At 70.8% G+C, this 23,750-nt stretch carries 22 protein-coding genes and 1 pseudogene; 4 read left to right on the plus strand and 19 right to left on the minus strand.

All coding sequences use genetic code 11. The features are described from left to right. Nucleotides 1-51: 51 nt before the first annotated feature. A complete protein-coding gene (locus ABTZ54_RS14290) occupies nucleotides 52-888 on the plus strand; it encodes a siderophore-interacting protein (protein WP_351661886.1) in 837 nt (278 codons plus the stop codon). A gap of 93 nt (nucleotides 889-981) precedes the next feature. Here ABTZ54_RS14290 and ABTZ54_RS14295 read toward each other — a convergent pair whose 3' ends face one another. After that, the gene (locus tag ABTZ54_RS14295) at nucleotides 982-1,614 is read right to left on the minus strand and encodes a MerR family transcriptional regulator (RefSeq protein ID WP_351661889.1); all 633 of its coding nucleotides are present in this window, start codon (nucleotides 1,612-1,614) and stop codon (nucleotides 982-984) included. Between the two features lie 119 nt (nucleotides 1,615-1,733). Between ABTZ54_RS14295 and ABTZ54_RS14300 the strand changes: the two genes are divergently transcribed. Both ABTZ54_RS14300 and ABTZ54_RS14305 read left to right on the plus strand, forming a co-directional pair. Further along, nucleotides 1,734-2,690 (plus strand): hypothetical protein, encoded by a 957-nt coding sequence (locus tag ABTZ54_RS14300; RefSeq protein ID WP_351661892.1) that lies wholly within the window; start codon nucleotides 1,734-1,736, stop codon nucleotides 2,688-2,690. A gap of 68 nt (nucleotides 2,691-2,758) precedes the next feature. After that, nucleotides 2,759-3,483 (plus strand): annotated as a pseudogene (locus tag ABTZ54_RS14305) (ADP-ribosylglycohydrolase family protein). 19 nt (nucleotides 3,484-3,502) lie between these two features. On the opposite strand, the gene ABTZ54_RS14310 reads toward ABTZ54_RS14305, so the two are convergent. The 12 genes from ABTZ54_RS14310 to ABTZ54_RS14365 all read right to left on the minus strand — a co-directional run bounded on the left by ABTZ54_RS14310 (nucleotide 3,503) and on the right by ABTZ54_RS14365 (nucleotide 16,378). Next, entirely contained in the window at nucleotides 3,503-4,885 is a 1,383-nt protein-coding gene (locus ABTZ54_RS14310; protein WP_351661895.1) for a cytochrome P450, read from the minus strand. A gap of 155 nt (nucleotides 4,886-5,040) precedes the next feature. Next, on the minus strand, nucleotides 5,041-7,869 hold the full coding sequence (locus ABTZ54_RS14315) for a DEAD/DEAH box helicase (protein ID WP_351661898.1): 2,829 nt from the start codon (nucleotides 7,867-7,869) through the stop codon (nucleotides 5,041-5,043). 139 nt (nucleotides 7,870-8,008) lie between these two features. Beyond that, the gene (gene tatC, locus ABTZ54_RS14320) at nucleotides 8,009-8,956 is read right to left on the minus strand and encodes a twin-arginine translocase subunit TatC (protein WP_502997246.1); all 948 of its coding nucleotides are present in this window, start codon (nucleotides 8,954-8,956) and stop codon (nucleotides 8,009-8,011) included. Between the two features lie 60 nt (nucleotides 8,957-9,016). Further along, nucleotides 9,017-9,310: a Sec-independent protein translocase subunit TatA gene (gene tatA / locus ABTZ54_RS14325; protein ID WP_351661901.1), complete on the minus strand. Its 294-nt coding sequence runs from the start codon at nucleotides 9,308-9,310 to the stop codon at nucleotides 9,017-9,019. Between the two features lie 185 nt (nucleotides 9,311-9,495). Then, nucleotides 9,496-9,693, minus strand: a complete 198-nt coding sequence (locus ABTZ54_RS14330) for a hypothetical protein (RefSeq protein WP_351661904.1) — start codon at nucleotides 9,691-9,693, stop codon at nucleotides 9,496-9,498. A 34-nt stretch (nucleotides 9,694-9,727) separates the two neighbouring features. Beyond that, nucleotides 9,728-9,973 (minus strand): CpXC domain-containing protein, encoded by a 246-nt coding sequence (locus ABTZ54_RS14335; RefSeq protein WP_351661907.1) that lies wholly within the window; start codon nucleotides 9,971-9,973, stop codon nucleotides 9,728-9,730. A 125-nt stretch (nucleotides 9,974-10,098) separates the two neighbouring features. After that, nucleotides 10,099-11,049, minus strand: coding sequence for a helix-turn-helix transcriptional regulator (locus ABTZ54_RS14340; RefSeq protein ID WP_351661910.1), 951 nt, complete (start codon nucleotides 11,047-11,049; stop codon nucleotides 10,099-10,101). 13 nt (nucleotides 11,050-11,062) lie between these two features. Then, a complete protein-coding gene (locus ABTZ54_RS14345) occupies nucleotides 11,063-12,019 on the minus strand; it encodes a helix-turn-helix transcriptional regulator (RefSeq protein ID WP_351661913.1) in 957 nt (318 codons plus the stop codon). 142 nt (nucleotides 12,020-12,161) lie between these two features. Further along, nucleotides 12,162-12,545: an FKBP-type peptidyl-prolyl cis-trans isomerase gene (locus ABTZ54_RS14350; protein ID WP_351661916.1), complete on the minus strand. Its 384-nt coding sequence runs from the start codon at nucleotides 12,543-12,545 to the stop codon at nucleotides 12,162-12,164. Between the two features lie 64 nt (nucleotides 12,546-12,609). Beyond that, nucleotides 12,610-13,548 (minus strand): FKBP-type peptidyl-prolyl cis-trans isomerase, encoded by a 939-nt coding sequence (locus ABTZ54_RS14355; protein ID WP_351661919.1) that lies wholly within the window; start codon nucleotides 13,546-13,548, stop codon nucleotides 12,610-12,612. A gap of 118 nt (nucleotides 13,549-13,666) precedes the next feature. After that, nucleotides 13,667-15,028 (minus strand): Pup--protein ligase, encoded by a 1,362-nt coding sequence (gene pafA, locus ABTZ54_RS14360; RefSeq protein ID WP_351661922.1) that lies wholly within the window; start codon nucleotides 15,026-15,028, stop codon nucleotides 13,667-13,669. A gap of 9 nt (nucleotides 15,029-15,037) precedes the next feature. Next, a complete protein-coding gene (locus tag ABTZ54_RS14365) occupies nucleotides 15,038-16,378 on the minus strand; it encodes an MFS transporter (protein WP_351661925.1) in 1,341 nt (446 codons plus the stop codon). Between the two features lie 132 nt (nucleotides 16,379-16,510). Between ABTZ54_RS14365 and ABTZ54_RS14370 the strand changes: the two genes are divergently transcribed. Then, on the plus strand, nucleotides 16,511-17,530 hold the full coding sequence (locus tag ABTZ54_RS14370) for a LacI family DNA-binding transcriptional regulator (RefSeq protein WP_351661928.1): 1,020 nt from the start codon (nucleotides 16,511-16,513) through the stop codon (nucleotides 17,528-17,530). 69 nt (nucleotides 17,531-17,599) lie between these two features. Here ABTZ54_RS14370 and prcA read toward each other — a convergent pair whose 3' ends face one another. From prcA to arc, 6 genes are all read right to left on the minus strand, one after another. Further along, the gene (prcA, locus tag ABTZ54_RS14375) at nucleotides 17,600-18,352 is read right to left on the minus strand and encodes a proteasome subunit alpha (protein WP_351661931.1); all 753 of its coding nucleotides are present in this window, start codon (nucleotides 18,350-18,352) and stop codon (nucleotides 17,600-17,602) included. Nucleotides 18,353-18,401: 49 nt separating this feature from the next. After that, the gene (gene prcB / locus ABTZ54_RS14380) at nucleotides 18,402-19,241 is read right to left on the minus strand and encodes a proteasome subunit beta (RefSeq protein ID WP_351661934.1); all 840 of its coding nucleotides are present in this window, start codon (nucleotides 19,239-19,241) and stop codon (nucleotides 18,402-18,404) included. Beyond that, the gene (locus ABTZ54_RS14385; RefSeq protein ID WP_351661937.1) at nucleotides 19,193-19,705 is read right to left on the minus strand and encodes an endonuclease VII domain-containing protein; all 513 of its coding nucleotides are present in this window, start codon (nucleotides 19,703-19,705) and stop codon (nucleotides 19,193-19,195) included. Before ABTZ54_RS14385 ends, prcB begins: the two co-directional genes overlap by 49 nt. Before the next feature lie 116 nt (nucleotides 19,706-19,821). Continuing rightward, nucleotides 19,822-20,034, minus strand: coding sequence for a ubiquitin-like protein Pup (locus tag ABTZ54_RS14390; RefSeq protein ID WP_015032443.1), 213 nt, complete (start codon nucleotides 20,032-20,034; stop codon nucleotides 19,822-19,824). 174 nt (nucleotides 20,035-20,208) lie between these two features. Continuing rightward, nucleotides 20,209-21,723: a depupylase/deamidase Dop gene (gene dop, locus ABTZ54_RS14395; RefSeq protein ID WP_351661940.1), complete on the minus strand. Its 1,515-nt coding sequence runs from the start codon at nucleotides 21,721-21,723 to the stop codon at nucleotides 20,209-20,211. Nucleotides 21,724-21,884: 161 nt separating this feature from the next. Continuing rightward, nucleotides 21,885-23,651, minus strand: coding sequence for a proteasome ATPase (gene arc / locus ABTZ54_RS14400; RefSeq protein ID WP_351661943.1), 1,767 nt, complete (start codon nucleotides 23,649-23,651; stop codon nucleotides 21,885-21,887). Nucleotides 23,652-23,750 lie beyond the last annotated feature (99 nt).

Below are 23,750 nucleotides of genomic sequence, written 5' to 3' on the forward strand. Positions count from 1 at the left end.
GTGCTAACTTAGGCAAACCTAAGTTTTTGGATCGGGAACGGGGAGAACGTCGTGGCAGAACAGCCCGCGCGCAAGGCACCGAAGGCCCACGAGGCCCAGGTGGTGCGTACCGAGCGGATCACCCCGCACATGGTGCGCCTGGTCCTCGGCGGCCCGGGGCTCGACGCGTTCGAGCTCGGCGAGTACAGCGACCACTACGTGAAGCTGCTCTTCGCGCCGGAGGGCGTCAGCTATCCGGAGCCGTTCGACATGGAGCGGATCCGCGCGGAGTTCCCGCGCGAGCAGTGGCCGACGACGCGGACGTACACGGTACGGGCCTGGGACCCGGCGCAGCGCGAGATGACGGTCGACTTCGTGGTCCACGGCGACGAGGGCCTCGCGGGCCCGTGGGCGGCGCGGGCGCAGGCCGGTGACACGGTGCGGTTCCTCGGTCCGGGCGGCGGCTACGCCCCGGACGAGGCCGCCGACTGGCATCTGCTCGTCGGTGACGAGAGCGCCCTGCCGGCCGTGGCGGTGGCCCTGGAGCGGCTGCCCGAGGGCTCGGTCGTGCACGCCTTCCTGGAGGTCACGGACGCCTCGGAGGAGCAGAAGTTCGCGACCGCGGCGGGCGTCGAGGTCACCTGGCTGCACCGCGGCGACCGCCCCACCGGCGAGGCACTGCTGACGGCGGTCCGCACGCTCGACTTCCCGGCGGGCGACGTGCACGCCTTCGTCCACGGCGAGGCCGGCTTCGTGAAGGAGCTGCGCCGCCATCTCCGCATGGACCGCGCCGTTCCGCGCGAGCGCCTGTCCATCTCGGGCTACTGGCGTCTGGGCAAGACGGACGAGGCCTGGCGCGCGATCAAGCGCGACTGGAACGACCAGGTGGAGCGCGAGCAGGAGAGCTGACGCGCCGCTCCGGGCACACCGGACGACGACACCGCGAAGGGGCGGGAGCCGAGGGCTCCCGCCCCTTCGGCGTGGCAGGACCCCGGCCCCGGGCTACGCCCCCGTGCCGAAGACCTGGTCCGAGGCGTCCACATGGGCCATCCGGCGCAGCGCGGCGAACATGGCGTCCCCCAGCACCGTGCCGACGACCACGCTCTCGACGAGCTCCTCGCGCTCCACGTTGCGCGCGACGTAGTCGAGGTCCACCCGGGCCACCTGTTCCGCCGCGTCGGCGTAGGCGTCGAGGACCTCGGCGAAGTCCCCGTGGCCGACGCTCTCCAGGGCGGCGAGGGCGACGGCGAGGGCCTCGGCGGCGGGGGCCCGCTCGTAGGTGCGCCAGCCCCGGCGGGCGATCAGGCCGGCGACCGCCTCGCGGGCCGCGTGCAGGTCGTCGCCCCGCTCCCCCTCGTACCGCGGCACCACCCGGTCCGCGGCCGCGCCGAGCACCTTGTGCAGGGGCCGCTCGGGGTCGCCGATCGCCGCGATGACCTCCCTGACGCCCGCGACCGAGAGCCCGCCCACATCGAGCAGCGCGCGGATCAGGCGGAGGCGCTGGACGTGCGTCTCCTCGTACGAGGCCTGGTTCGGGCTCGTGAGTCGCCCGGCCGGCAGCAGCCCTTCCCGCACGTAGTACTTGATCGTCGGCACGGACACCCCAGCCCTACGACTCAACTCTCCAATACGCACCGCGCGTTCACCTTCCAGATCGCACTCCGGCCTTGCCACCGGCACCACCATCATAGATAGTGGCGCTATCGGATAGTGGAAAGCGCCACTATCCATTCCATCCCAACGGGGGGATCGTCATGTCATCGGCACAGCGCCTGCGCACACTCCACCGGCCTCTGGTCTGGTTCGCCGCGTCGATGGGGGTGCTCGCCCTCATATCCGTCGGCGGACTCCTCTTCGACGACCGCGTCCTCGTCAACGCCCCCATCTGGGCCAAGCCCTTCAAGTTCTCGGTCTCCTTCATCGCGTACGCGCTGACGCTCGCCTGGATGCTCTCCCTGCTGCCGGGGGCCCGCGCCCGCCGGGTCGGATGGTGGGCCGGGACCGTCCTCGCCGCCGCGAGCCTCCTGGAGATGGTGCTCATCACCACGCAGGTCGTCCGCGGCAGGCAGAGCCACTTCAACAACGCGACACCCTTCGACGCCGCCCTCTTCCAGACGATGGGCATGACGGTCGTCGTGCTCTGGCTGGCCGCGCTCGTCATCGCCGTCCTGCTGCTGCGCGCCCGGATCCTCGACCGCGCCACCGCCTGGGCCGTCCGGATCTCCTCGTTCATCGCGCTCGCCGGAGCGGCCGTCGGCTACGCGATGGTCAAGCCGACCGCCGAGCAGCTCGCGCGGAAGGACCAGCCGACCCTGGGCGCGCACAGCGTCGGCGTACCGGACGGCGGGCCCGGCATGCCGCTGACCGGCTGGTCCACCACCGGCGGCGACCTCCGCATCGCGCACTTCTTCGGCATGCACGCGCTCCAGCTGATCCCGCTGCTCCTCCTGCTCCTCTCCGCACTCGCCCCCCGCTTCGTCCGGCTCGCCGACGCCCGGATCCGGCTCCGCCTGGTCCTCGTCGCCTCCGCCGCGTACGCGGCGACCTTCGCCCTCCTGACCTGGCAGGCCCTCCGCGGCCAGCCACTCCTCTCCCCCGACGCCCCGACCCTCACCGCGGCGGCGGCCATAGCGGCCTTCACCCTCGCGACCACCGCACTGTCCCTCCGCACCCCGACCCCGTCCACTCCCCGCCAGGAACTCGCGGCATGACAGTCTTCCCCTCTGAGGTGGCCTCCGCGCCTCACCCGCACCCCCAGGAACAGAGGGCCTGACACCCCATGCACTCCACCGACCGCGCCATCGGCGCCCTCCTCGGCTCCGCCACCGGGGACGCCCTCGGCGCACCCTTCGAGTTCGGACTGCCGGGGGTGTTCCGGGAGCGCTTCCCGGACGGCGTGGGCGAGATGTGCGGGGGCGGCGGATGGGAGCCGGGCGAGGCGACCGACGACACGCAGATGGGCGTGCTCATCGGCGAGTCGCTGCTCGAACGGGGCGGGCTCGACCTCCCGGACGTCTTCGCCCGCTTCCGCCGCTGGGCCGCCGCCGAACCGAAGGACATCGGCCTCCAGACCGAGGCCGTGCTCCTCGGCGGCGGGTCCGTGTCGCCCTGCTCGGCGGGGACCCCCTGGCCGCCGTACCCGCCGCCCTCGCCGAGGTCGCGCCTGCCCAGCGGGAGCGGTGGGCGACGGTGCTCGACCCCGGCTGGGAGCCCGGGGACGCCACGGAGTTCAACGGCGCCGTCTGGCCCTGCCTGGGCTCGGCCGTGTGGGCGCTGCGCACCACCGCCTCCTACGAGGAGGCCGTCGGCGCGGCCGTCGACCTCGGCGGGGACACCGACACCGTCGCCGCCGTGACGGGCATCCTCGCGGGCGCGGTCCACGGCCCCGACGCGATCCCCACCCGCTGGACGTCGGCCCTGCACGTCCCGCTGCCGGGCTTCGGCGACCGCGTCCTGCGCGCCGACGACCTCCGCGACCTCGCGGTGAGGCTGACGGCCGCCTGACGGCCTCGCCGGGCGGCGGCTACCGCGCCCGCACCGTCGCCAGCACCTCCCGGTCCGGCTGAAGGGTCAGGCTCGGCACGGGGCGTATCTCGCCGGGGTCGAGGTCGAGGCGGAAGCGGCGGGCCAGGACGGCGAGGACGAGGACGGCTTCCACCATCGCGAAGCGGGTGCCGAGGCAGACCCGGGGGCCGCCGCCGAACGGATACCAGGCGTATTCGGGTATCTCCTCCGCCGCCTCGCCCTCCGCGGGCGCCAGCCAGCGCTCGGGGCGGAACTCCAGCGGGTCCCCGTACCAGCGGGCGTCGCGGTGGGTGGCCCACTGGCTGCTCCACACCCGGGTGCCGGCGGGGACCGGGGCGCCGCCGAGCACGGCACCCTCCTTGGCGATGCCGGTGAGCAGCCAGATGGTGGGGAAGAGGCGCAGGGTCTCCTTCACCACGGCCTGGGCGTAGGCGAGTTCGGCGTAGTCGTCGAAGCCGGGGTCCCGGCCGCCGAGGACCCGGTCGAGCTCGGCGGCGAGCGCCTCGGACACGCGAGGGTTGCGCGAGAGCAGATACCAGGCCCAGACGAGGGTGGAGCTGGTGGTCTCGTGCCCGCCGATGTAGAGCGTGACGGTCTCGTCGCGGATCTCCCGGTCGGAGAGGTGGGCGCCGGTCTCGTCCTGGGCGGCGAGAAGGCGGCTGAGCAGGTCGGGCCGCTCGGTGTCGCCCTCGCGGTGACGGGCGACGACCCGGGAGACCTCGGCGTCGATGACGGCCGTGGCCCGCTTGATCCTGGCCCGGCCCGGGGTCGGCACCCAGTCGGGAAGGAGGGCGCCGATGCCGCTGAACTCGGCGCCGATCTCCTGCTGGGCGATGTCCATGGCCCGGCCGATGGCCTCGGCGTCGGCCGCCGTGTCGACGCCGAAGATGGTGCGGACGGCGATGAGCTGGGTGAGGGCGGCCATCTCCTTCTTGACGTCCACCCGCTGCCCGTCGCTCCACCGCTCGGCGAGGTCGACGGCGCACTCGGCCATGGTGGCGGCGTAGGACTTGACCTGCCGAGGCCGGACGGAGGGCTGGACGAGGGAGCGCTTGCGCCGCCAGTCGGCCCCCTTGGCGACCACGACCCCGTCGCCGAGCAGGGTGCGGAAGGCGATGCCGAGGTCGGGCTGGTCGAAGGTCCGCTCGACCTCGGTGAGGAGTTCGCCGATGGACTCCGGGTGGGCGATGAACAGCGCGGGGCTGTTCCCGAAGCGCCAGCGGACGAAGTCCCCTCGCTCACGCAGCCGTTCGAAGAAGGCGAGCGGGTCCTTGCCGAACTCCGGCAGATTCCCGAGCAGGGGCACGCCTCGCGGCCCCTGCACTGTCTTCCGTCCGTCCGCCGTCGTGGCGACGGCGGACGGACCGGCTTGCGTGGTCACGTGCGTTTCCTTCCGCAGGAGTTGCGCGGCGGTGCGCCCCAAGTACTCGTTCTTCCGTACGAGTTCATGGAAGCGGAAGGAAGCACCCTCCCGCCACCCCTGTGGATAACCCTTGTCAGATCACCGTCAGGCGACCCCTGCCGGCCCAGTCGGCCTCAGCCGACCGAGCTGTAGGCCACGACTCCCCTCAGCAGCGAGTCGACCGCCTTGCGGGCGTTCTTCGCGACCGTGCTGTTCTCCCTCGGCGCGGCCGCCGCGATCTGACCCAGCACGTCGATGACCTGCTTGCACCAGCGGACGAAGTCGCCCGCCGGCATCTCGGCCTCGCGCAGCACCTCGTCCAGGCTCTTGTCGGAGGCCCACTGGAAGGCCGCCCAGGCGAAGCCGAGGTCCGGCTCGCGCTGGCCGACGCCTTCGGCCTGGTGCAGCTTGAACTCCTCCTCCAGCGAGTCGAGCCGCCCCCAGATCCGCACCATCTCGCCGAGCGCGGCCTTGGCCTTGCCGGCCGGCAGCTTCGGCGCGACGGCGTCGTCGGACTGCCGGGCCTCGAAGACGAGCGCGGAGACACAGGCCGCGAGCTCGGCCGGGCTCAGCCCCTCCCACACGCCCTCGCGCAGGCACTCGCTGGCGAGCAGGTCGAGCTCGCCGTACAGCCGGGCGAGCCGCTTCCCGTTCTCGGTGACGTCGTCGCCGCGCAGATAGTCGAGCTCCGTGAGAAGCGCGACGATCCGGTCGAAGGTGCGCGCGATGGTGTTGGTGCGCCCCTCGATGCGCCGCTCCAGCTGCTGGGTGTCGCGCTGCAGCCGGTGGTAGCGCTCGGCCCAGCGGGCGTGGTCCTCGCGCTCGTCGCAGCCGTGGCACGGGTGCGCCCGGATCTCGGTGCGCAGCCGGGCGATCTCGCGGTCGTCCGCGGCGGCGGCGCGCTTCTTCTGGTGCCGCTCCGGGTTGATGTGCCCGGCCTTGGTGCGCAGGGCCGAAGCGAGGTCACGGCGGGACTGCGGGGAGCGCGGGTTGAAGGAGCGCGGGATCCGCATCCGGTCCAGCGCCTCGACCGGCACCGGGAAGTCGATCGAGGCGAGCCGCTTGACCTGCCGCTCGGCGGTGAGGACCAGCGGGCGCGGCCCGTCGTGGTGCTCGAAGCCGCGGTGGCCGTTGGTCCGCCCGGCCGGGATGCCGGGGTCGAGGACGAGGGCGAGTCCGGCGAACTTGCCGGTCGGCACGTGGATCACGTCGCCGGGCTTGAGCCGCTCCAGGGAGGCCGCGGCCTCGGCGCGCCGCTGGTGGGCGCCCTGCCGGGCCAGGTCCGTCTCACGGTCCTTGAGGTCGCGGCGCAGCCGCGCGTACTCCTCGAAGTCACCGAGGTGGCAGGTCATGCCCTCGCGGTAGCCCTCCAGGCCCTCCTCGTTCTTCTGGACCTGCTTGGAGATCCCGACGACCGAGCGGTCGGCCTGGAACTGGGCGAAGGAGGTCTCCAGGAGCTCGCGGGAGCGGTGCCGCCCGAACTGGTCGACCAGGTTGACCGCCATGTTGTACGACGGCTTGAAGCTGGAGCGGAGCGGATACGTCCGGGTGCCGGCGAGTCCGGCCAGGTGGGCCGGGTCGAGGCCGCGCTGCCACAGGACGACGGCGTGGCCCTCGACGTCGATGCCCCGGCGTCCGGCACGGCCGGTGAGCTGGGTGTACTCGCCGGGGGTGATGTCGGCGTGCTGCTCGCCGTTCCACTTGACCAGCTTCTCCAGGATCACCGTGCGGGCCGGCATGTTGATGCCGAGGGCCAGCGTCTCGGTGGCGAAGACGGCCTTGACGAGGCCGCGGACGAAGAGCTCCTCGACGACCTCCTTGAAGGTCGGGAGCATGCCCGCGTGGTGCGCGGCGATGCCGCGCTCCAGGGCTTCCAGCCACTCGTAGTAGCCGAGGACGTGGAGGTCCTCGTCCGGGATGGCGGCGGTGCGCTCCTCGACGATCTCGCGGACGCGGCGGCGCCCGTCCTCGTCGTTGAGCCGCAGGCCCGCGTAGAGGCACTGCTGGACGGCGGCCTCGCAGCCGGCCCGGCTGAAGATGAAGGTGATGGCGGGGAGCAGGCCCTCGGCGTCGAGCCGCTCGATGACCTCGGGGCGGCCCGGGGTCCAGATCCGGGAGCGCTGGCGCCGCTCGCGCTCGCGGTCGGCCTCGCGGACCATCTTGCCCCGGCGCCGGTCGCGCGGGTTGTACGTGCGCGAGTTCTCGGTACGGGCGAGGCGCAGCAGGTCGGGGTTGACCTCGCGGCGGGAGGCGCCGCGGCCGCCGTGGTCGGTCTCCTCCTCGAAGAGGTCGTACATCCGGCGGCCGGCCAGCACGTGCTGCCACAGCGGCACCGGGCGGCTCTCGGAGACGATCACCTCGGTGTCGCCGCGGACGGTGTCGAGCCAGTCGCCGAACTCCTCGGCGTTGGAGACGGTCGCGGAGAGCGACACCAGGGTGACGGAATCGGGGAGGTGGATGATCACTTCCTCCCAGACGGCGCCGCGGAAGCGGTCGGAGAGGTAGTGCACCTCGTCCATGACCACGTAGCCGAGGCCGGAGAGCGCCTGGGACCCCGCGTAGAGCATGTTGCGGAGGACCTCGGTGGTCATGACGACGATCGGGGCGTCGCCGTTGACGCTGTTGTCACCGGTGAGCAGGCCGACCTTGTCGTGGCCGTACCGCTTGACGAGGTCGGCGTACTTCTGGTTGGAGAGCGCCTTGATGGGCGTCGTGTAGAAGCACTTGCGCCCCTGGAGGAGGGCGAGGTGGACGGCGAACTCGCCGACGATGGTCTTGCCCGAGCCCGTGGGGGCGGCGACGAGCACGCCCTTGCCCGCTTCGAGGGCCTTGCAGGCCTCGATCTGGAACGGGTCCAGACCGAACTCGTACATCTCGCGGAAGGGGGCCAGAGCGGTGGCCTGCTCGGCGTTGCGGGCGAGGGCGGCTGCGTACGCTTCGGCTGGTGTGAGGTCCTCTGTCATCTTGTCGTCGAGCCTACCCGCCACCTCTGACAGTGACGCGATCTTTATCGACGGGATCGGGCGGGCCCCCGCCCCAGGGAGCGCGAAAGGTCCCCCCGGACGGAGTCAGGGGGGACCTTCACGCGCTGTCGTGCCGTTCTCAGGTGATGTCGTCGTACCCGTTGAACCGCTGCGACCTGGCCCCGTCCGACTCGCCGGTGGCCTGCTCGGGCAGGGCCCGGGCGGCGCTGACGGTCTCGGGCCCGCCGACGGGCTCGGGGGTGAGGTCGAGCTGCGAGGCCTCGTCGTCGTCGAGCTCGGCGTCGGGGTTGTTGCGCGCCCGCCGCTTGTCGTTGAGCAGCGAGAAGCCGACGGCCGCCAGGTACAGGACCGTGATCGGCCCGGCGAGGGCCAGCATGCCGACCGGGTCGGTGGTCGGGGTGATGACGGCGCCGAAGATGAAGACGCCCATGATCACGCCGCGCCACCAGCGGGCCATCCGGCGGCCGCTGAGGACGCCGGTGAGGTTGAGCATCACCAGGACCAGCGGGAGCTCGAAGGCGAGGCCGAAGACCAGCACCATCCGGAGGGTGAAGTCGAGGACGTCGTTCAGCCCGAGGATGTTGGCGGAGCCCTCCGGCGTGAGACTGATCAGGACCTTCACGCTGACGGGAAGGATGAGGTACGCGAGGTAGGCACCGGCCCCGAAGAGCGGGACGGCGGCGCCGACGAAGGCGTACGTGTACTTCTTCTCGTTCTTGTGCAGTCCCGGCGCGATGAAGGCCCAGAGCTGGTAGAGCCAGACGGGGCTCGCGACGACGAGACCCGCGGTGAGGGAGAGCTGGATCGTCGTGCTGAACGGCGCCATCAACGTGTTGAAGGAGACGATCGCGCAGTTTCCACCGCTGCTGGTGACGCCTGCGGCGCAGGTGGGCACCGACTTCGTCAGGAACTGCATCAGCTCCTCGCTGTACACGAGGGCCACGACGGTGACCACCGCGATGGCCAGCAGGCCCTTCGCGAGGCGGTTGCGAAGTTCACGCAGGTGCTCCACGAGGGGCATGCGGCCCTCGGGATCCTTCTCCTGCTTGCGGGCAGAGTTGAGCAACCCACGTCCTCATCTCGTGCGGCAGCCGTCGCCCTGTTGCGACGGCCGCGGCGGACCGGGTCAGCGCTTGGTGGTGTCCGTGGGCTCGGTCACGGGACGCGAGCTGGTGACGTCGCCCGGCGCGGCCTGGATGGTGCGGGGCGCGGGCTGCTGGTCCTGGGCGCCGGCGTGGGGCGGGTCGGCGGGCGCGGCGGCGCTCTGCTGGTCCTCGGACTTCATGGCCTTGGCCTCGCTCTTGAGGATGCGGGCCGACTTGCCCAGCGAACGGGCCATGTCCGGCAGCTTCTTGGCGCCGAACAGCAGGATGATGACGACGAGGATGAGAATGATCTCGGTGGGGCCGAGCCTACCCATAGCTGTTTACCTTCTTCACCGAGGCGACATGGAGTGCGTGCCCGGCGGGTCGGACATGCGTCCGGCCACCGCGCTGCAAGCGATCGTAACCCGCAGGAGTAAACGCTCGGCAATGCCTGTGCATACTCACGATTTCGTCCCGCGGACCCGGCCCGCGGAAGCTCTTCGCAGCGTACGGCACGAATTCAGCGGAGCGTCTCGCCGGTCCTCGCCAGATCGGCCGCGGCCCGTTCGAGCTCCTCGGCGGCCTGGTTGACGCGCTGTGTGGTGTGGGCCACCTGACGGCCGAGGCGCTGGGCCTCCAGGAAGACCTTGATGCCGAGGACACCGAGGACGGTGATGCCGAGGAAGCCGAGGGCGATGGCGAGCATGGGCCAGAACATGTGCCGAGCCTAGACGGACCGCCGCCGTGGGACGTCAGCCGGTGGTGTGCAGCCGCAGGGTGTTCACTCCGCCGCCGGTGAGGAGCTCGATGATCCGCTCCCCGGCCGGCTTGCGGACGGCGCTGCCGCACTCGGGGCAGGTGAAGGAGTAGAAGGTGGTGCGGCGGCTCGCGCCGATGGCGAGCCGCAGGGCGCCCGCGGAGAGCTCGAAGCGGGAGCGGCACTCGGGGCAGGCGGCCTTGAAGTGGACCGGGGCGACCGACGCCACAAGCCCGGCCATCGCAGGCACCGAAGGCGTCACAGACATCGCGGGCATCTCTCTCGACTCTCCCCACTGCGGTACGTGCGTGCGTCTCACTCGGAACAGCGCCCGGTCCCCCCGGAACGTCACGTTCCCCCCTGCTCTCAGCCCTCGTACGCGGCCAGTGCGGCGGTCGCCGCCTCCCGGGCGCTGTCGGCGAGCTCCTGCGGGGCGACGATCCGCCCGTCGCTGCCGAGCCGCAGCGCGAGCCGGCGCAGCGAGGCCGGGGCCGGTGTGCGCAGGGTGATCCGCAGACCGCCGTCGGGCAGCTCGTCCGCCCGGTCGTGCGGGTAGTACTCGGCGACCCAGCGGCCCCCGGGACCCACCTCGACCACCACCTCGGGATCCTCGGCGGACGGCTGCACGAGCCCCGCCGACAGGTCCCGCAGCTCGATCTCCGGCGGCGCCGCGTGCTCGTCCAGGATCCGGATCTCGGCGACCCGGTCGAGACGGAAGGTGCGGCGCGCCTCGGACAGCCGGCACCACGCCTCCATGTACGTGTGGCCCACGGCGAAGAGCCGGATCGGGTCCACCTCGCGCTCGGTGAGCTCGTCGCGGGCCGGCGAGTAGTAGCGCAGCCAAAGCCGCCGGCGCTCGGAGATCGCCCGGTCCACCTCGGCGAAGACCCCGCCCTCCGACTCGAAGGTCACCGAGAGCCGGGAGCTGGCCCCGGCCACCTCGCCGGCCGCCGCCTCCAGCTTGGCCGTGGCCCGCAGCAGCGCCTCGCGGTCGCCCTCGCGCAGGCCCGGCAGCGTGGCCACCGCCCGCGCCGCGACCAGCAGGGCGGTCGCCTCGTCGGCGGCGAGCCGCAGCGGCGCCGCGACGTCGTCGGGGTTGTGCCACCAGATCCGGTCGCCGTCGGTGTCGATGTCCAGCAGGTCGCCGCCGCGGAAGCTGGTCCCGCACATCGGCAGCACGTCGAGGTCGGAGATCAGCTCGTCCTCGGTGATCCCGAAGGCGCGGGCCACGTCGGCGACGTGCGCGCCGGGCCGCTCGCGGAGATAGGTGACGAGGGAGAGCATCCGCCTCGTCTGGTCGATCGCGTTCGCCGCCATGGTTCCTTCCCCCTCAGCCCTTGGCCACGGCGCGCAGCCGCTCCACCACGTCGGCCCGCAGATCCGCGGGCTCCAGCACGACCACGTCCGGGCCGAACTCCACGAGCCAGGCGTCGAGGCCGTGCCCGTACGGGATCTCCAGCTCGTCCCAGCCGTCCGGGCCCGCCTGCACGGACTGGGCGCGGGAGCGCAGCGGGTAGCCGGAGCCGGCCCGCAGCCGGATCCGGGCGGAGCGGGTGGCGGTCTCGCCCGCCCAGCTCTCGACGGTCTCGCGGACCGTGACGACGTCGGGCACCGGCGCGGTGAAGGCGCCGGCCCGGGAGCGGACCTTGCCGGTGATACGGGAGAGCCGGAAGACCCGCTCGGCACCGCGGTCGCGGTCCCAGCCCGCCAGGTACCAGTGGCCGCGCCAGCACTCCAGCGTCCACGGCTCGACGTGCCGGGTCTCGGGGCGGGCGGCGTTGGCCTTGCGGTAGTCGAAGACGACCGGGCGCCGGTCGCGGCAGGCCAGCATCAGCGGCTCGAAGGCCGCCTCGTGCACCGGGATGCGCGGCTCCAGGGCACTGGCCTGGGAGTCGTACGAGTCCTCCGCCTCCGGCATGCCGGCGGCGCGCAGCTTCTGCAGGGCGCCGCTCGCGGCCCCGGCGAGCCGGGCCTGCTGCCAGACCTTGGCGGCGAGCCCGAGGGCGGCGGCCTCCTCGGCGTCGAGGGTGATCGCGGGCAGCCGGTTGGAGTCGCGGCGGGCCAGGTAGCCGGTGTCGCCGTCCAGGTTCTCGACGGTCTCGATGACCAGGCCGAGCTCGCGGAGGTCGTCCTTGTCCCGCTCGAACATGCGGTTGAAGGCGTCCTCGCCGGTGGCCTCCATGTACGCCTCGATGGAGCCCCGGAGCTCCCGCTTGCTCAGCGGGCGGCGCGTTCCGAGCAGGCACAGCGCAAGATTCATCAACCGCTCGGCCTTGGCAATCGCCATCGACGCCCCGCACCCTCTTCTTCGTCGGATCTCGCCGGATCCACGTCTCGGACGTCCGACCGTACCGCCCCGGGGTGTCCGGACAAAAGCCGAGGGCCCCCGCCGTGGAGGCGGAGGCCCTCGGGTCGACCCGGGGTCCGGGTCAGCGCTTCTTCACGCCCACGAGGTCGCAGACGAAGATCAGCGTCTCGCCGGGGCCGATCTTGCCGCCGGCACCGCGGTCGCCGTAGGCGAGGTGCGCGGGGATGACCAGCTGGCGGCGACCGCCGACCTTCATGCCCTGGACGCCCTTGTCCCAGCCCTGGATGACCATGCCGACACCGAGCTGGAACTCCAGCGGGGCGCCGCGGTTCCAGGAGGCGTCGAACTCCTCGCCGGAGTCGAAGGACACGCCCACGTAGTGGACGTTGACGAAGTCGCCGGCCTCGGCGACCTCGCCGTCACCCTCCCAGAGGTCCTTGATCTCCAGGTCGGCCGGCGGCTCGCCGCCCGGGAAGTCGACCTCGGGCTTCTCGATGCTGCTCACTGCAGTGCGCTCCTCATACAAACCGTGAACCGCGCGGACGACGGTCCGCGCGAACAGGACAGTCTTACATCTTCGCCAGGATGTCGACGGCGAACACCAGAGTGGAGTTCTTCGGGATGCCCTGCTTCTCCTCGGCGCCGAAGGCCTCGGACGGCGGGGCGACGATCAGGACCCGGCTGCCGATCTTCTTGCCGACGAGGCCGTCCTTCAGACCCTTGAGGGTCAGCTGGGACAGCGGGAAGTTCGCGGGCTTGCCCGTGGTGTACGTCGAGTCGAAGACCTTGCCGTCCTTCCACAGGGCGGCGACGTAGTTCACGACGACCGTGTCGGCCGCGGCGACGGTCTCGCCCTTGGACTCCAGGATGTAGTTGGAGACCAGCTTGGCCGGCGGGGCGACCTTGGGGACGGTCAGCGAGGGCTGCTTGCCGTCGGTGTTGGTGCCGACCTGCGGCAGGTTCTTGTCGTCCTGGGCGACCGGGGTGCCCTCGGCGGACTTCGGGATGGAGACGGCCTTCAGGATGTCGACCACGAAGACCAGCGTGGCGTTGGGCTTGATGTCGCCCTGGCCCTGCGCGCCGTAACCGAGCTCCGGCGGGATGCCGATCTCGACGCGGCTGCCGACCTTCTGGCCCTCCAGGCCCTGGTCCCAGCCCTTGATGACCTGACCGGCGCCGAGCGTGAGGTCGAAGGGCTGCTTCCGGTCGAAGCTGTTGTCGAAGGGGGTGGTCTCGTCCCACTCCTGGCCCAGGTAGTTCACCTGGAGCGCGTCGCCCTTCTTCGTGACCGGGCCCTTGCCCTCGCTGATCACGTTGACCTTGAGGGCCTTCGGCGGGTCGCCGACGCCCTTGGCGAGGGTCGGCTTCTCCCCGAACTTCTCGCCCGCGGTGATGGCGGGAAGACCGTTCTTCATCGAACCGGAATCGGAGCCCTGGTCGTTGCTGCCGCAGGCCGCTGTGGTGAGCAGCAGCAGCGGGACGACGAGCAGGCCGGCAAGTCGGCGCACTAGTTCCTCAGATCTCAGACGGCACAGTAGTTGTCCCGACACTCTAGGGGACCACCCTGTGATGCCGTCGGCCCCGCACGTGAAACGTGCGGGGCCGAAGAGCACGTCAGGACCCTTCCTACATACCGGCGATCAGCTTTTCCACCCGGTCGTCGACCGAACGGAACGGGTCCTTGCACAACACGGTCCGCTGCGCCTGGTCGTTGAGCTTGAGATGCACCCAGTCGACCGTGAAGTCCCTGCGCTGTTCCTGGGCGCGGCGGATGAAGTCGCCGCGCAGCCGGGCCCTGGTGGTCTGCGGGGGCACCGACTTGCCCTCGAAGATCTTGATGTCGTTGCAGATCCGCGCCGCCTGGCCGTTCTTCTGGAGCAGGTAGTACAGCCCGCGGCGGCGGTGGATGTCGTGGTACGCGAGGTCTATCTGCGCGACCCGCGGATGCGACATGGTCATGTTGTGCTTGGCCCGGTAGCGCTCGATGAGCCGGTACTTCATGACCCAGTCGATCTCGGTCTCGATGCGGTCGAGCTGCTCCTCCTCGATCGCGTCGAGCGTCCGGCCCCAGAGCTCCAGGACCTGGGCGACGACACCGCTGCGGATGCCCCGGCGGTCGACGAAGTCGGCGGCCTTCTCGTAGTACTCCCGCTGGACCTCCAGGGCGGAGGCCTCCCGGCCGCTGGCGAGGCGCACCTTGCGCTGTCCCGTGATGTCGTGGCTGACCTCGCGGATGGCCCGGATCGGGTTCTCCAGGGTCAGGTCGCGCATCACGGTGCCCGCCTCGATCATGCGCAGCACGAGGTCGGTGGCGCCGACCTTGAGCAGCATGGTCGTCTCGGACATGTTGGAGTCACCGACGATGACGTGGAGCCTGCGGTAGCGCTCGGCGTCCGCGTGGGGTTCGTCGCGGGTGTTGATGATGGGGCGCGAGCGGGTGGTGGCGGAGCTGACGCCCTCCCAGATGTGCTCGGCCCGCTGCGAGACGCAGTAGACGGCGCCGCGCGGAGTCTGCAGCACCTTTCCCGCGCCGCAGATCAGCTGGCGGGTGACGAGGAACGGAATGAGGATGTCCGCGAGCCGGGAGAACTCTCCGTGCCGGGCGACCAGATAGTTCTCGTGGCAGCCGTAGGAGTTTCCCGCAGAGTCGGTGTTGTTCTTGAAGAGATAGACGTCGCCCGCGATTCCCTCCTCGTGCAGGCGGCGTTCCGCGTCGACGAGGAGTCCTTCGAGAATGCGCTCGCCTGCCTTGTCGTGCGTGACCAGTTCGACCACGTTGTCGCATTCGGGAGTTGCGTATTCCGGATGCGAACCCACGTCCAGGTACAGACGGGCGCCGTTCCGCAGGAAGACATTGCTGCTGCGGCCCCATGACACGACACGGCGGAAGAGGTAGCGCGCCACTTCGTCAGGAGACAGTCGGCGCTGTCCCCTGAACGTGCACGTGACGCCGTACTCGTTCTCCAGCCCGAAAATGCGGCGGTCCATGTCTGAACATTACGCCTGACGGCCTGTGCTGAAACCGGGTTCGGCAGCCCCGTTTCGATCATTTTCCGATGCGCTCGTGAGGTTTTCGGCCCGCGCGGCGTCCGGGCCGGTGTTCCCGGCGCCCCCGCTGACGGCGTGTCGCGGCCGCGGCACGGGCGGGGTGCCGCCGAGGACGCGGCCGGTGGCGAGGAGCACCAGGAAGGCGACGAAGCCACCGACGCCGGCCACGGCGAATCCGGCCGGGGTCCCGGCGAATTCCACGGCGGGTCCGGAGACGGCCGAGCCGAGGGCCGCGCCGACGCCGAAGGTGGTGACGAGCCAGGAGAAGGCCTCGGTGACCGTGCCGGCGGGCGCGTGGCGGTCCACCACGAGGAAGGCGCAGGCGATGGCGGGGGCCAGGAAGACACCGGCGACGGCGGCCAGCACGGTCATGGCGGCCGGTCCCGGCACAAGGAGCAGGGGCAGATAGCCGAGGGCCAGCAGCAGCACCAGGACCCTCAGCCGCCGCTCGGGCGCCCCGGCCCACTGGCGGGCGCCGTAGAAGACGCCGCCGATCAGGGCGCCGAGGCCCAGGGCGGCCATGAGCCAGCCGTAGACGGCCTCGTTGCCCTGGTCGTCCGCGTAGGCGACGCCCGCGACCGTGATGGAGCCGAGGGCGAGCCCGACGAAGAAGAACGAGGCGAGCAGCGCGAGCAGCCCCCGTGAGCGCAGCGCGCCCAGCCAGTGCGCCTCGCGGGGCGCGGAGCGCCAGCTGCGGGAGGGCTTGGAGAGGACCACGGACAGGGCGCCGAGCACGCCGAGCAGGTTGATGACGACCAGGGCGGCGGCGGGCGACCAGAGCGAGACCAGCAGGGTCAGCAGCAGCGGCCCGACAGTGAACATGACCTCCTGGGCCACGGCGTCCAGGGCGTACGCCCGGTGGACCCGGTCCTCGCGGCCGAGGACGCTCGGCCACAGGGCCCGCAGACCGCCCTCCAGGGGCGGCGTGAAGAGCCCGGCTACCAGGACGGCGGCGTAGGCCAGGAAGAGGTTGCCGATGCCGGTGACGGCCAGCGCGGCCATGCCGAGGGCGGATATCAGGGCGGCCGGGAGCTGGACGCGGGGCTGCCCCTTGAGGTCGACGGCGCGGCCCAGGAGGGGCTGGCCGACGGCGGTGGCCAGGCCGTACGCGGCGATGAGGCCGCCGGCCAGGCTGTAGCTGCCGCCCTCGGCGCGGGTGAACACGGTGATGGCGATCGGCCCGGTGCCGTTGGGGAGCCGGCCGACCAGGGTGCCGGCCAGCAGACGGGCCGCGTGCGGCGCCCTGAGGATGTCGAGATAGCCGCCGTTCGCCCCGGCCTCGGTGGCCATGTCGTCTCCCCTCCTCGGGCTGCCGCCCCAGGTGCTCAAGTTTTACGTATAACGTGCGGGGTCATACGTACCATGACGGCAGCACGCCGGTCCACCCCGCGTGCCGGACCACCAGCCGTCGCGGAGGCACGCGTGCACAGCCCGGAACCCTTCAGCGGGAACCGCCCCACCAGCCGGGACGTCGCCAGGGCGGCCGGGGTCTCCCAGGCCACCGTCTCCCTCGTCCTCGGCGACAAATGGCGCGGCCGCGTCTCCGAACGCACCGCCGGCTCCGTACGCGAGGCCGCCGCCGAACTCGGCTACCGCCCCAACCTCGCCGCCCGCAACCTGCGCCTCGGCCGCACCCGCACCGCGCTGCTCGTGGTCCCCGCGCTCACCAACGAGTTCTTCGCCCACGTGTACACGGGCGCGGCCGTCGAGGCCGCCCGGCACGGCTTCGGCGTCGTGCTCTACCCCTCCCCCGACGGCATCGGCCCCGCCAAGGACCCCTTCGCCTCCGCCTCGGCCGCCCTGGACGGCGTCCTCGCCTCCTCCATGGCCACCGACGCCCTGAAGGCCTTCCAGGGCACCGACCTGCCCCTCGTCATGCTCGACAGCGACCCGGCCGACCCCGGAGCCGCCGCCCATGTGAACCTCGACGTCGCCGACGGGATGCGCCGCGTGACCGGCCACCTCCTCGGCCTCGGCCACCGCCGCTTCCTGCACCTGGCGTCCGCCGTACCCTCCTGGACCTTCGACGCCCGCGCCGCCGTCCTCACCGACGCGCTGCGCGGGACGGAGCTGCGCACGGCGCGCGCGCCGCTGAACGTCGCCGCCGCCTGGGAGGCCGCGCACCTGGCCCTGACCGACCCGAGCACCCGGCCCACGGCCGTGATCTGCGACGACGACATCCTCGCCGCGGGCGTCTACAAGGCCGCGCGCCGGCTCGGCCTGAGGATCCCCGAGGACCTCTCCGTCACCGGCTTCGACGACATGGCGCTCGCGACCGCCCTCGAACCGGAGCTCACCACCGTCCGGCTGCCCGCCGAGGAGTTCGGCGGCCGGGGCATGGCGGCCCTCCTCGCCGCCCTGGCGGGCGAACGGCCCGCCCCGGCCGTGCTCCCCGTCGAACTCGCCGTACGCGGCTCCACGGGGCCCGCACCGGCCGCCTGACGCCCCCCGCGCGCGAAGGGCCCCGGACCGCGGGGATGCGGTCCGGGGCCCTTCCCGTACGGGCGTCGCCTACTCCTCCGCCGCCTCGTCGGACGGGTCGTCCGTCTTCGTCACCGCCGCGTCGTCCGCGCCGAGCAGACGCACCAGCTGCCGGCCGACGATCCGCTTGAACTTGCGCTGCTGCGGGCGCGTACGGTCCAGGACCGCCACCTCCAGGCGCTCCGCGGGGATCTCCCTCTCGGTGCCGTTGGTGTCCCGGGAGAGCGCCTGCACGGCCAGCTTCAGCGCCTCGGCGAGGGACATCCCGTCGCGGTGCCGCTGGTCCAGGAAGGAGCTGATCTGCTCCGCGTTGCCGCCGACCGCGACCGAGCCGTGCTCGTCCACGATCGAGCCGTCGTGCGGCAGCCGGTAGATCTGGTCGCCCTCGGGCTCCGCGCCGACCTCGGCGACCACCAGCTCCACCTCGTACGGCTTCTCGCCCGCGCTGGAGAAGATGGTGCCCAGGGTCTGGGCGTAGACGTTGGCCAGACCGCGGGCCGTCACGTCGTCGCGGTCGTAGGTGTAGCCGCGCAGGTCCGCGTAGCGCACACCGCCGATCCGCAGGTTCTCGTACTCGTTGTACTTGCCGGCGGCGGCGAAGCCGATCCGGTCGTAGATCTCGCTGAACTTGTGCAGCGCGCGGGACGGGTTCTCGCCGACGAAGACGATGCCGTCGGCGTACTGGAGGACGACCAGGCTGCGGCCCCGGGCGATGCCCTTGCGGGCGTACTCCGCCCGGTCGGCCATGGCCTGCTGGGGTGAGACATAGAACGGCGTGGACACCGGCTATCCGTCCCTTTCTTCTGGGCTTCTACAGGGAGGCGACGAGGGGTCAGAGCAGGGCGGCACGCGGTCCGTCGGGCTGCTCCAGACGCCGCTCCGTGATCGACCGGGCCAGCTCGGAGGACTCCGCGTCGGTGAGCCTGCGGAAGCCCTCGTCGGTGATGACGGTGACGATCGGGAAGATCCCGCGGGCCAGGTCGGGCCCGCCGGTCGCCGAGTCGTCGTCCGCCGCGTCGTACAGCGCCTGGACGACGAGCGTGGTGGCCTGCTGCTCGGTCAGGTCGCCCCGGTAGAGCTTCTTCATCGACCCGCGCGCGAAGATCGAGCCCGAGCCGGTGGCGGCGTATCCGTGCTCCTCGGAGCGGCCGCCGGTGACGTCGTAGGAGAAGATCCGGCCCTTCTCCCTGCCCTCGTCCCAGCCGGCGAAGAGCGGGACGACGGCGAGGCCCTGCATGGCCATGCCGAGGTTGCTGCGGATCATCGTGGACAGGCGGTTGGCCTTGCCCTCCAGGGAGAGGGTCGCGCCCTCCACCTTCTCGAAGTGCTCCAGCTCCAGCTGGAACAGCTTCACCATCTCCACCGCGAGACCGGCCGTGCCGGCGATGCCGACGGCGGAGTACTCGTCGGCCGGGAACACCTTCTCGATGTCCCGCTGCGCGATCATGTTCCCCATCGTCGCCCGCCGGTCACCGGCGAGCACCACGCCCCCGGGAAAGGTCGCGGCGACGATGGTCGTCCCGTGCGGCGCCTCGACGATCCCCTCGGGGAGCTTCCGGTTGCCCGGGAGCAGCTCCGGCGAGTGGTCGGCGAGGAAGTCGAAGAACGAGGACGAGCCCGGCGTCAGGAAGGCTGCCGGCAGACGCCCGGTGCTACGAGTGTTGGCTTCCACGCGTGTCCCTCCAGGTATGCGATGGCCCGACGCAGAACGTCGGGATCGTCTCCCAACTTGCCGATGGCCGAATTGCAGTTGAAGCACAGTACGCCACGGACCCTACCCGTCTCATGGCAATGATCCACATGCACGGCGGGGACCTTTTGGCAGATGCAGCAGAGCCCACCTTGAGACGTGATCATTTCGTCGCGCTCCGCCTCGGTCATGCCGTACTGGCGCTTCAGGTGGCTGGCGCGCCCCTCTGCGGCCCGGCACGGCTTGCAGCGAGTCGAGAGGCCGTCGGACGCCCTCTTGTTGCGGTCCCACTCCGAATGGGGCTTGATCCGCTCGCACTTTCGGCAGTACTTGTGCCCCGGTGGCGCCTCCACTCTCGGGCGGACGTTCTTGCCCCGAGCCAACTGCCGTTCCCGGTGATACTCGGATGCGCACGGCCTGCAGTAGCACTGCAGGCCGTCCCGCATGGCCTTATTCGAAGCGAACGCCTCGGTCGGCTTAGCCTGCCGACACCGCGGACACCACTTGGAACTCACCGATCAAGCCCCCCGTCGAGCATTTAGCCTGCGATTCACAGGCTAAATCACTCGCCACCCTTCTGAACGAAGGAGCGAACGAAGTCCTCCGCGTTCTCCTCGAGCACATCGTCGATCTCGTCCAGCACGGAGTCCACGTCGTCGCTCAGCTTCTCCTGGCGTTCCTTGAGGTCGGAGCTCGCCTCCGTGGTGGTCTCCTCGACCTCCTCGGTGGAACGTGTCGCCTTCTGCTGTCCGCCGCCGGTGTCCTTGGTCGCCATAAACCTCACCCCGCTCGAATCGGCCCGCTCGTTCGGATCCCTACAAGATCAGACCCTACAAGCCGGGACTGACATCGGCCCCGCAGTTTCTAGAACGTCCGGGCACTGTTCCCATGATTCCCAGTGGAGCGGCATTTCAGCCGCGTACGGGAATGCCGGAAATCCCGGCCGTGCTCAGCTGCCGCCGGACAGGACCCTGACCAGTTCCTCCGCCGTGCGGCAGCGGTCCAGGAGGTCCTTCACGTGCTCCTTGGTACCCCGGAGGGGTTCCAGGGTCGGGACGCGCTGGAGCGAGTCGCGGCCGGGCAGGTCGAAGATGACCGAGTCCCAGGACGCGGCGGCCACGTCGTCCGCGTACTGCTCCAGGCAGCGGCCCCGGAAATAGGCCCTGGTGTCCTCGGGAGGGCTCGTCTCCGCCCGTTCCACCGTGGGCTCGTCCAGCAGGCGCTTCATGCGGCCCCGGGCCACCAGGCGGTTGTACAGGCCCTTCTCGGGGCGCACATCGGCGTACTGGAGGTCGACCAGGTGCAGCCGGGCGGCCTCCCAGTCCAGGCCGTCGCGGCGGCGGTAGCCCTCCAGGAGCTCCCGCTTGGCGATCCAGTCCAGTTCGCCGGCCAGGCTCATCGGATCGTTCTCCAGCCGGTTGAGCGTGTCCTCCCAGCGGACCAGGACGTCCTTGGTCTGCTCGTCGGCGTCCGACCCGTACCGCTCCTCCACGTATTTGCGCGCGAGCTCGAAGTACTCCATCTGAAGCTGCACCGCGGTCAGTGTCCGGCCACTGCGGAGCGTGATCAGGTACTGGAGCGTCGGGTCGTGCGAGACCTGGTGGAGGGTGCGGACGGGCTGGTCGACGGCGAGGTCGACGGTGATGAAGCCGTCCTCGATCATGGACAGGACGAGCGCGGTGGTGCCCAGCTTGAGGTAGGTCGAGATCTCGGAGAGGTTGGCGTCGCCGATGATCACGTGCAGGCGGCGGTACTTCTCGGCGTCCGCGTGCGGCTCGTCGCGGGTGTTGATGATGGGACGCTTGAGAGTGGTCTCCAGGCCGACCTCGACCTCGAAGTAGTCCGCCCGCTGGCTGATCTGGAAGCCGTGCTCCCGGCCGTCCTGGCCGATGCCGACCCTGCCCGCGCCGGTGACGACCTGGCGGGAGACGAAGAAGGGCGTCAGGTGCCGCACGATGTCCGAGAAGGGGGTCTCCCGCTTCATCAGGTAGTTCTCGTGCGTGCCGTAGGACGCGCCCTTGTTGTCGGTGTTGTTCTTGTAGAGGTGGATGGGCTGGGCGCCGGGGAGCTGGGCGGCCCGCTCGGCGGCCTCGGCCATGATCCGCTCGCCGGCCTTGTCCCAGAGGACCGCGTCGCGCGGGTTGGTCACCTCGGGCGCGCTGTACTCGGGGTGCGCGTGGTCCACGTAGAGCCGCGCGCCGTTGGTCAGGATGACGTTGGCGAGGCCGATGTCCTCGTCGGTGAGCTGGCTGGAGTCGGCGACCTCGCGGGCGAGGTCGAAGCCGCGGGCGTCCCGCAGCGGGTTCTCCTCCTCGAAGTCCCAGCGGGCGCGGCGCGCCCGGTGCATCGCCGCCGCGTAGGCGTTGACGATCTGGGACGAGGTGAGCATGGCATTGGCGTTGGGATGCCCCGGAACGGAGATCCCGTACTCCGTCTCGATGCCCATTACTCGCCGTACGGTCATGCGGCCCTCCTTGCCCGGCGCCGCTCCCCGCACAGTGCGTGTCGCGGCGGTACCCACGAGCCTAGAGCGGCCGCGTGCGTACGGGGAGATCAGAAGCGGTTCGTGAGTGGAAAGCGACGGCTGCGGACGTCCGGTTCCGGACGTCCGCAGCCGGTGCCCTCCTACAGGTACTGACCGGTATTCGCCACCGTGTCGATGGAGCGACCGGTGTCCGCGCCCTGCTTCCCGGTGACGAGCGTGCGGATGAAGACGATCCGCTCGCCCTTCTTGCCGGAGATCCGGGCCCAGTCGTCCGGGTTGGTGGTGTTGGGCAGGTCCTCGTTCTCCTTGAACTCGTCCACGCAGGCCTGGAGGAGGTGGGAGACGCGGATGCCCTTCTGGTCGTGGTCGAGGAATGCCTTGATGGCCATCTTCTTGGCCCGGTCGACGATGTTCTGGATCATCGCTCCGGAGTTGAAGTCCTTGAAGTAGAGGACTTCCTTGTCGCCGTTGGCGTACGTGACCTCGAGGAAGCGGTTCTCCTCGGATTCCGCGTACATCTGCTCCACCACGGACTGGATCATCGCGTGGGCGGCCGCCGCCTTCGAGCCACTGTGCTCGGAGAGGTCGTCCGCGTGGAGCGGGAGGGTGGCGGTCAGGTACTTGGCGAAGATGTCCTTGGCCGCTTCCGCGTCCGGACGCTCGATCTTGATCTTCACGTCGAGCCGGCCGGGCCGCAGGATGGCGGGGTCGATCATGTCCTCGCGGTTGGAGGCGCCGATGACGATGACGTTCTCCAGGCCTTCCACGCCGTCGATCTCGGCGAGCAGCTGGGGGACGATGGTGTTCTCCACGTCCGAGCTGACACCGGATCCGCGGGTGCGGAAGAGGGATTCCATCTCGTCGAAGAAGACGATGACGGGCGTGCCCTCGCTCGCCTTCTCCCGGGCGCGCTGGAAGACGAGGCGGATGTGCCGCTCGGTCTCTCCGACGTACTTGTTGAGGAGCTCGGGGCCCTTGATGTTGAGGAAGTAGGACTTCCCCGCGGGCTGGCCGGTGACCTCGGCGACCTTCTTGGCGAGGGAGTTGGCGACGGCCTTGGCGATGAGCGTCTTGCCGCAGCCGGGCGGGCCGTAGAGCAGGATGCCCTTCGGGGGCCGCAGTTCGTGCTCCTTGAAGAGGTCGGGGTAGAGGTACGGGAGCTCGACGGCGTCGCGGATCAGCTCGATCTGGTTGCCCAGGCCGCCGATCTTGTCGTAGTCGACGTCCGGGACCTCTTCGAGGACGAGTTCTTCGACCTCGCTCTTGGGGACCACTTCGTAGACGTAGCCCGACCTGGGTTCCAGGAGCAGGGCGTCGCCGGGGCGGATGGTGATGTCGAGGAGCGGCTCGGCGAGCCGGACCACCCGCTCCTCGTCGGTGTGCCCGATGACCAGGGCGCGCTCGCCGTCCTCAAGGATCTCCTTGAGGGTGACGATGTCCCCGGCACGCTCGAATTCCATGGCCTCGACCACGTTGAGCGCCTCGTTGAGCATGACTTCCTGGCCCCGCCTGAGCTCGTCGAGCTCGACGCTGGGGCTGACGTTCACCCGGAGCTTGCGGCCCCCGGTGAAGATGTCGCACGTGCCGTCCTCGTTGGCCTGCAGGAAGACACCGAAGCCGGCCGGCGGCTGGGCGAGCCGGTCGACCTCCTCCTTGAGGGCCACGATCTGGTCGCGGGCCTCTCGGAGCGTATGGGCGAGCCGCTCGTTCTGTGCGGACACGCCGGCCAGGTTCGTCTGCAGCTCGACGATCCGCTCCTCGAGAATCCTCGTGTGTCGCGGAGAGTCGGCGAGCTTGCGGCGCAGGACGGCGATTTCCTGCTCGAGATAGGCAACCTGACCGGCGGGGTCCTCAGACCCCCGCCCCGGCCGGATGCCGCGGTTGATGTCGTCGTCGTGGGCTGCCACGGTCCTCACCTCCTCCAAGGGGAGCTGGACGCTTCCTGACCCTACCTGGGTGGGTGATGATTGAAACCCCTAGATCAAAAAGACTCCGGGGTGTGTCCG

Source organism: Streptomyces sp. NPDC094032 (assembly GCF_040303965.1).
GTDB lineage: Bacteria > Actinomycetota > Actinomycetes > Streptomycetales > Streptomycetaceae > Streptomyces.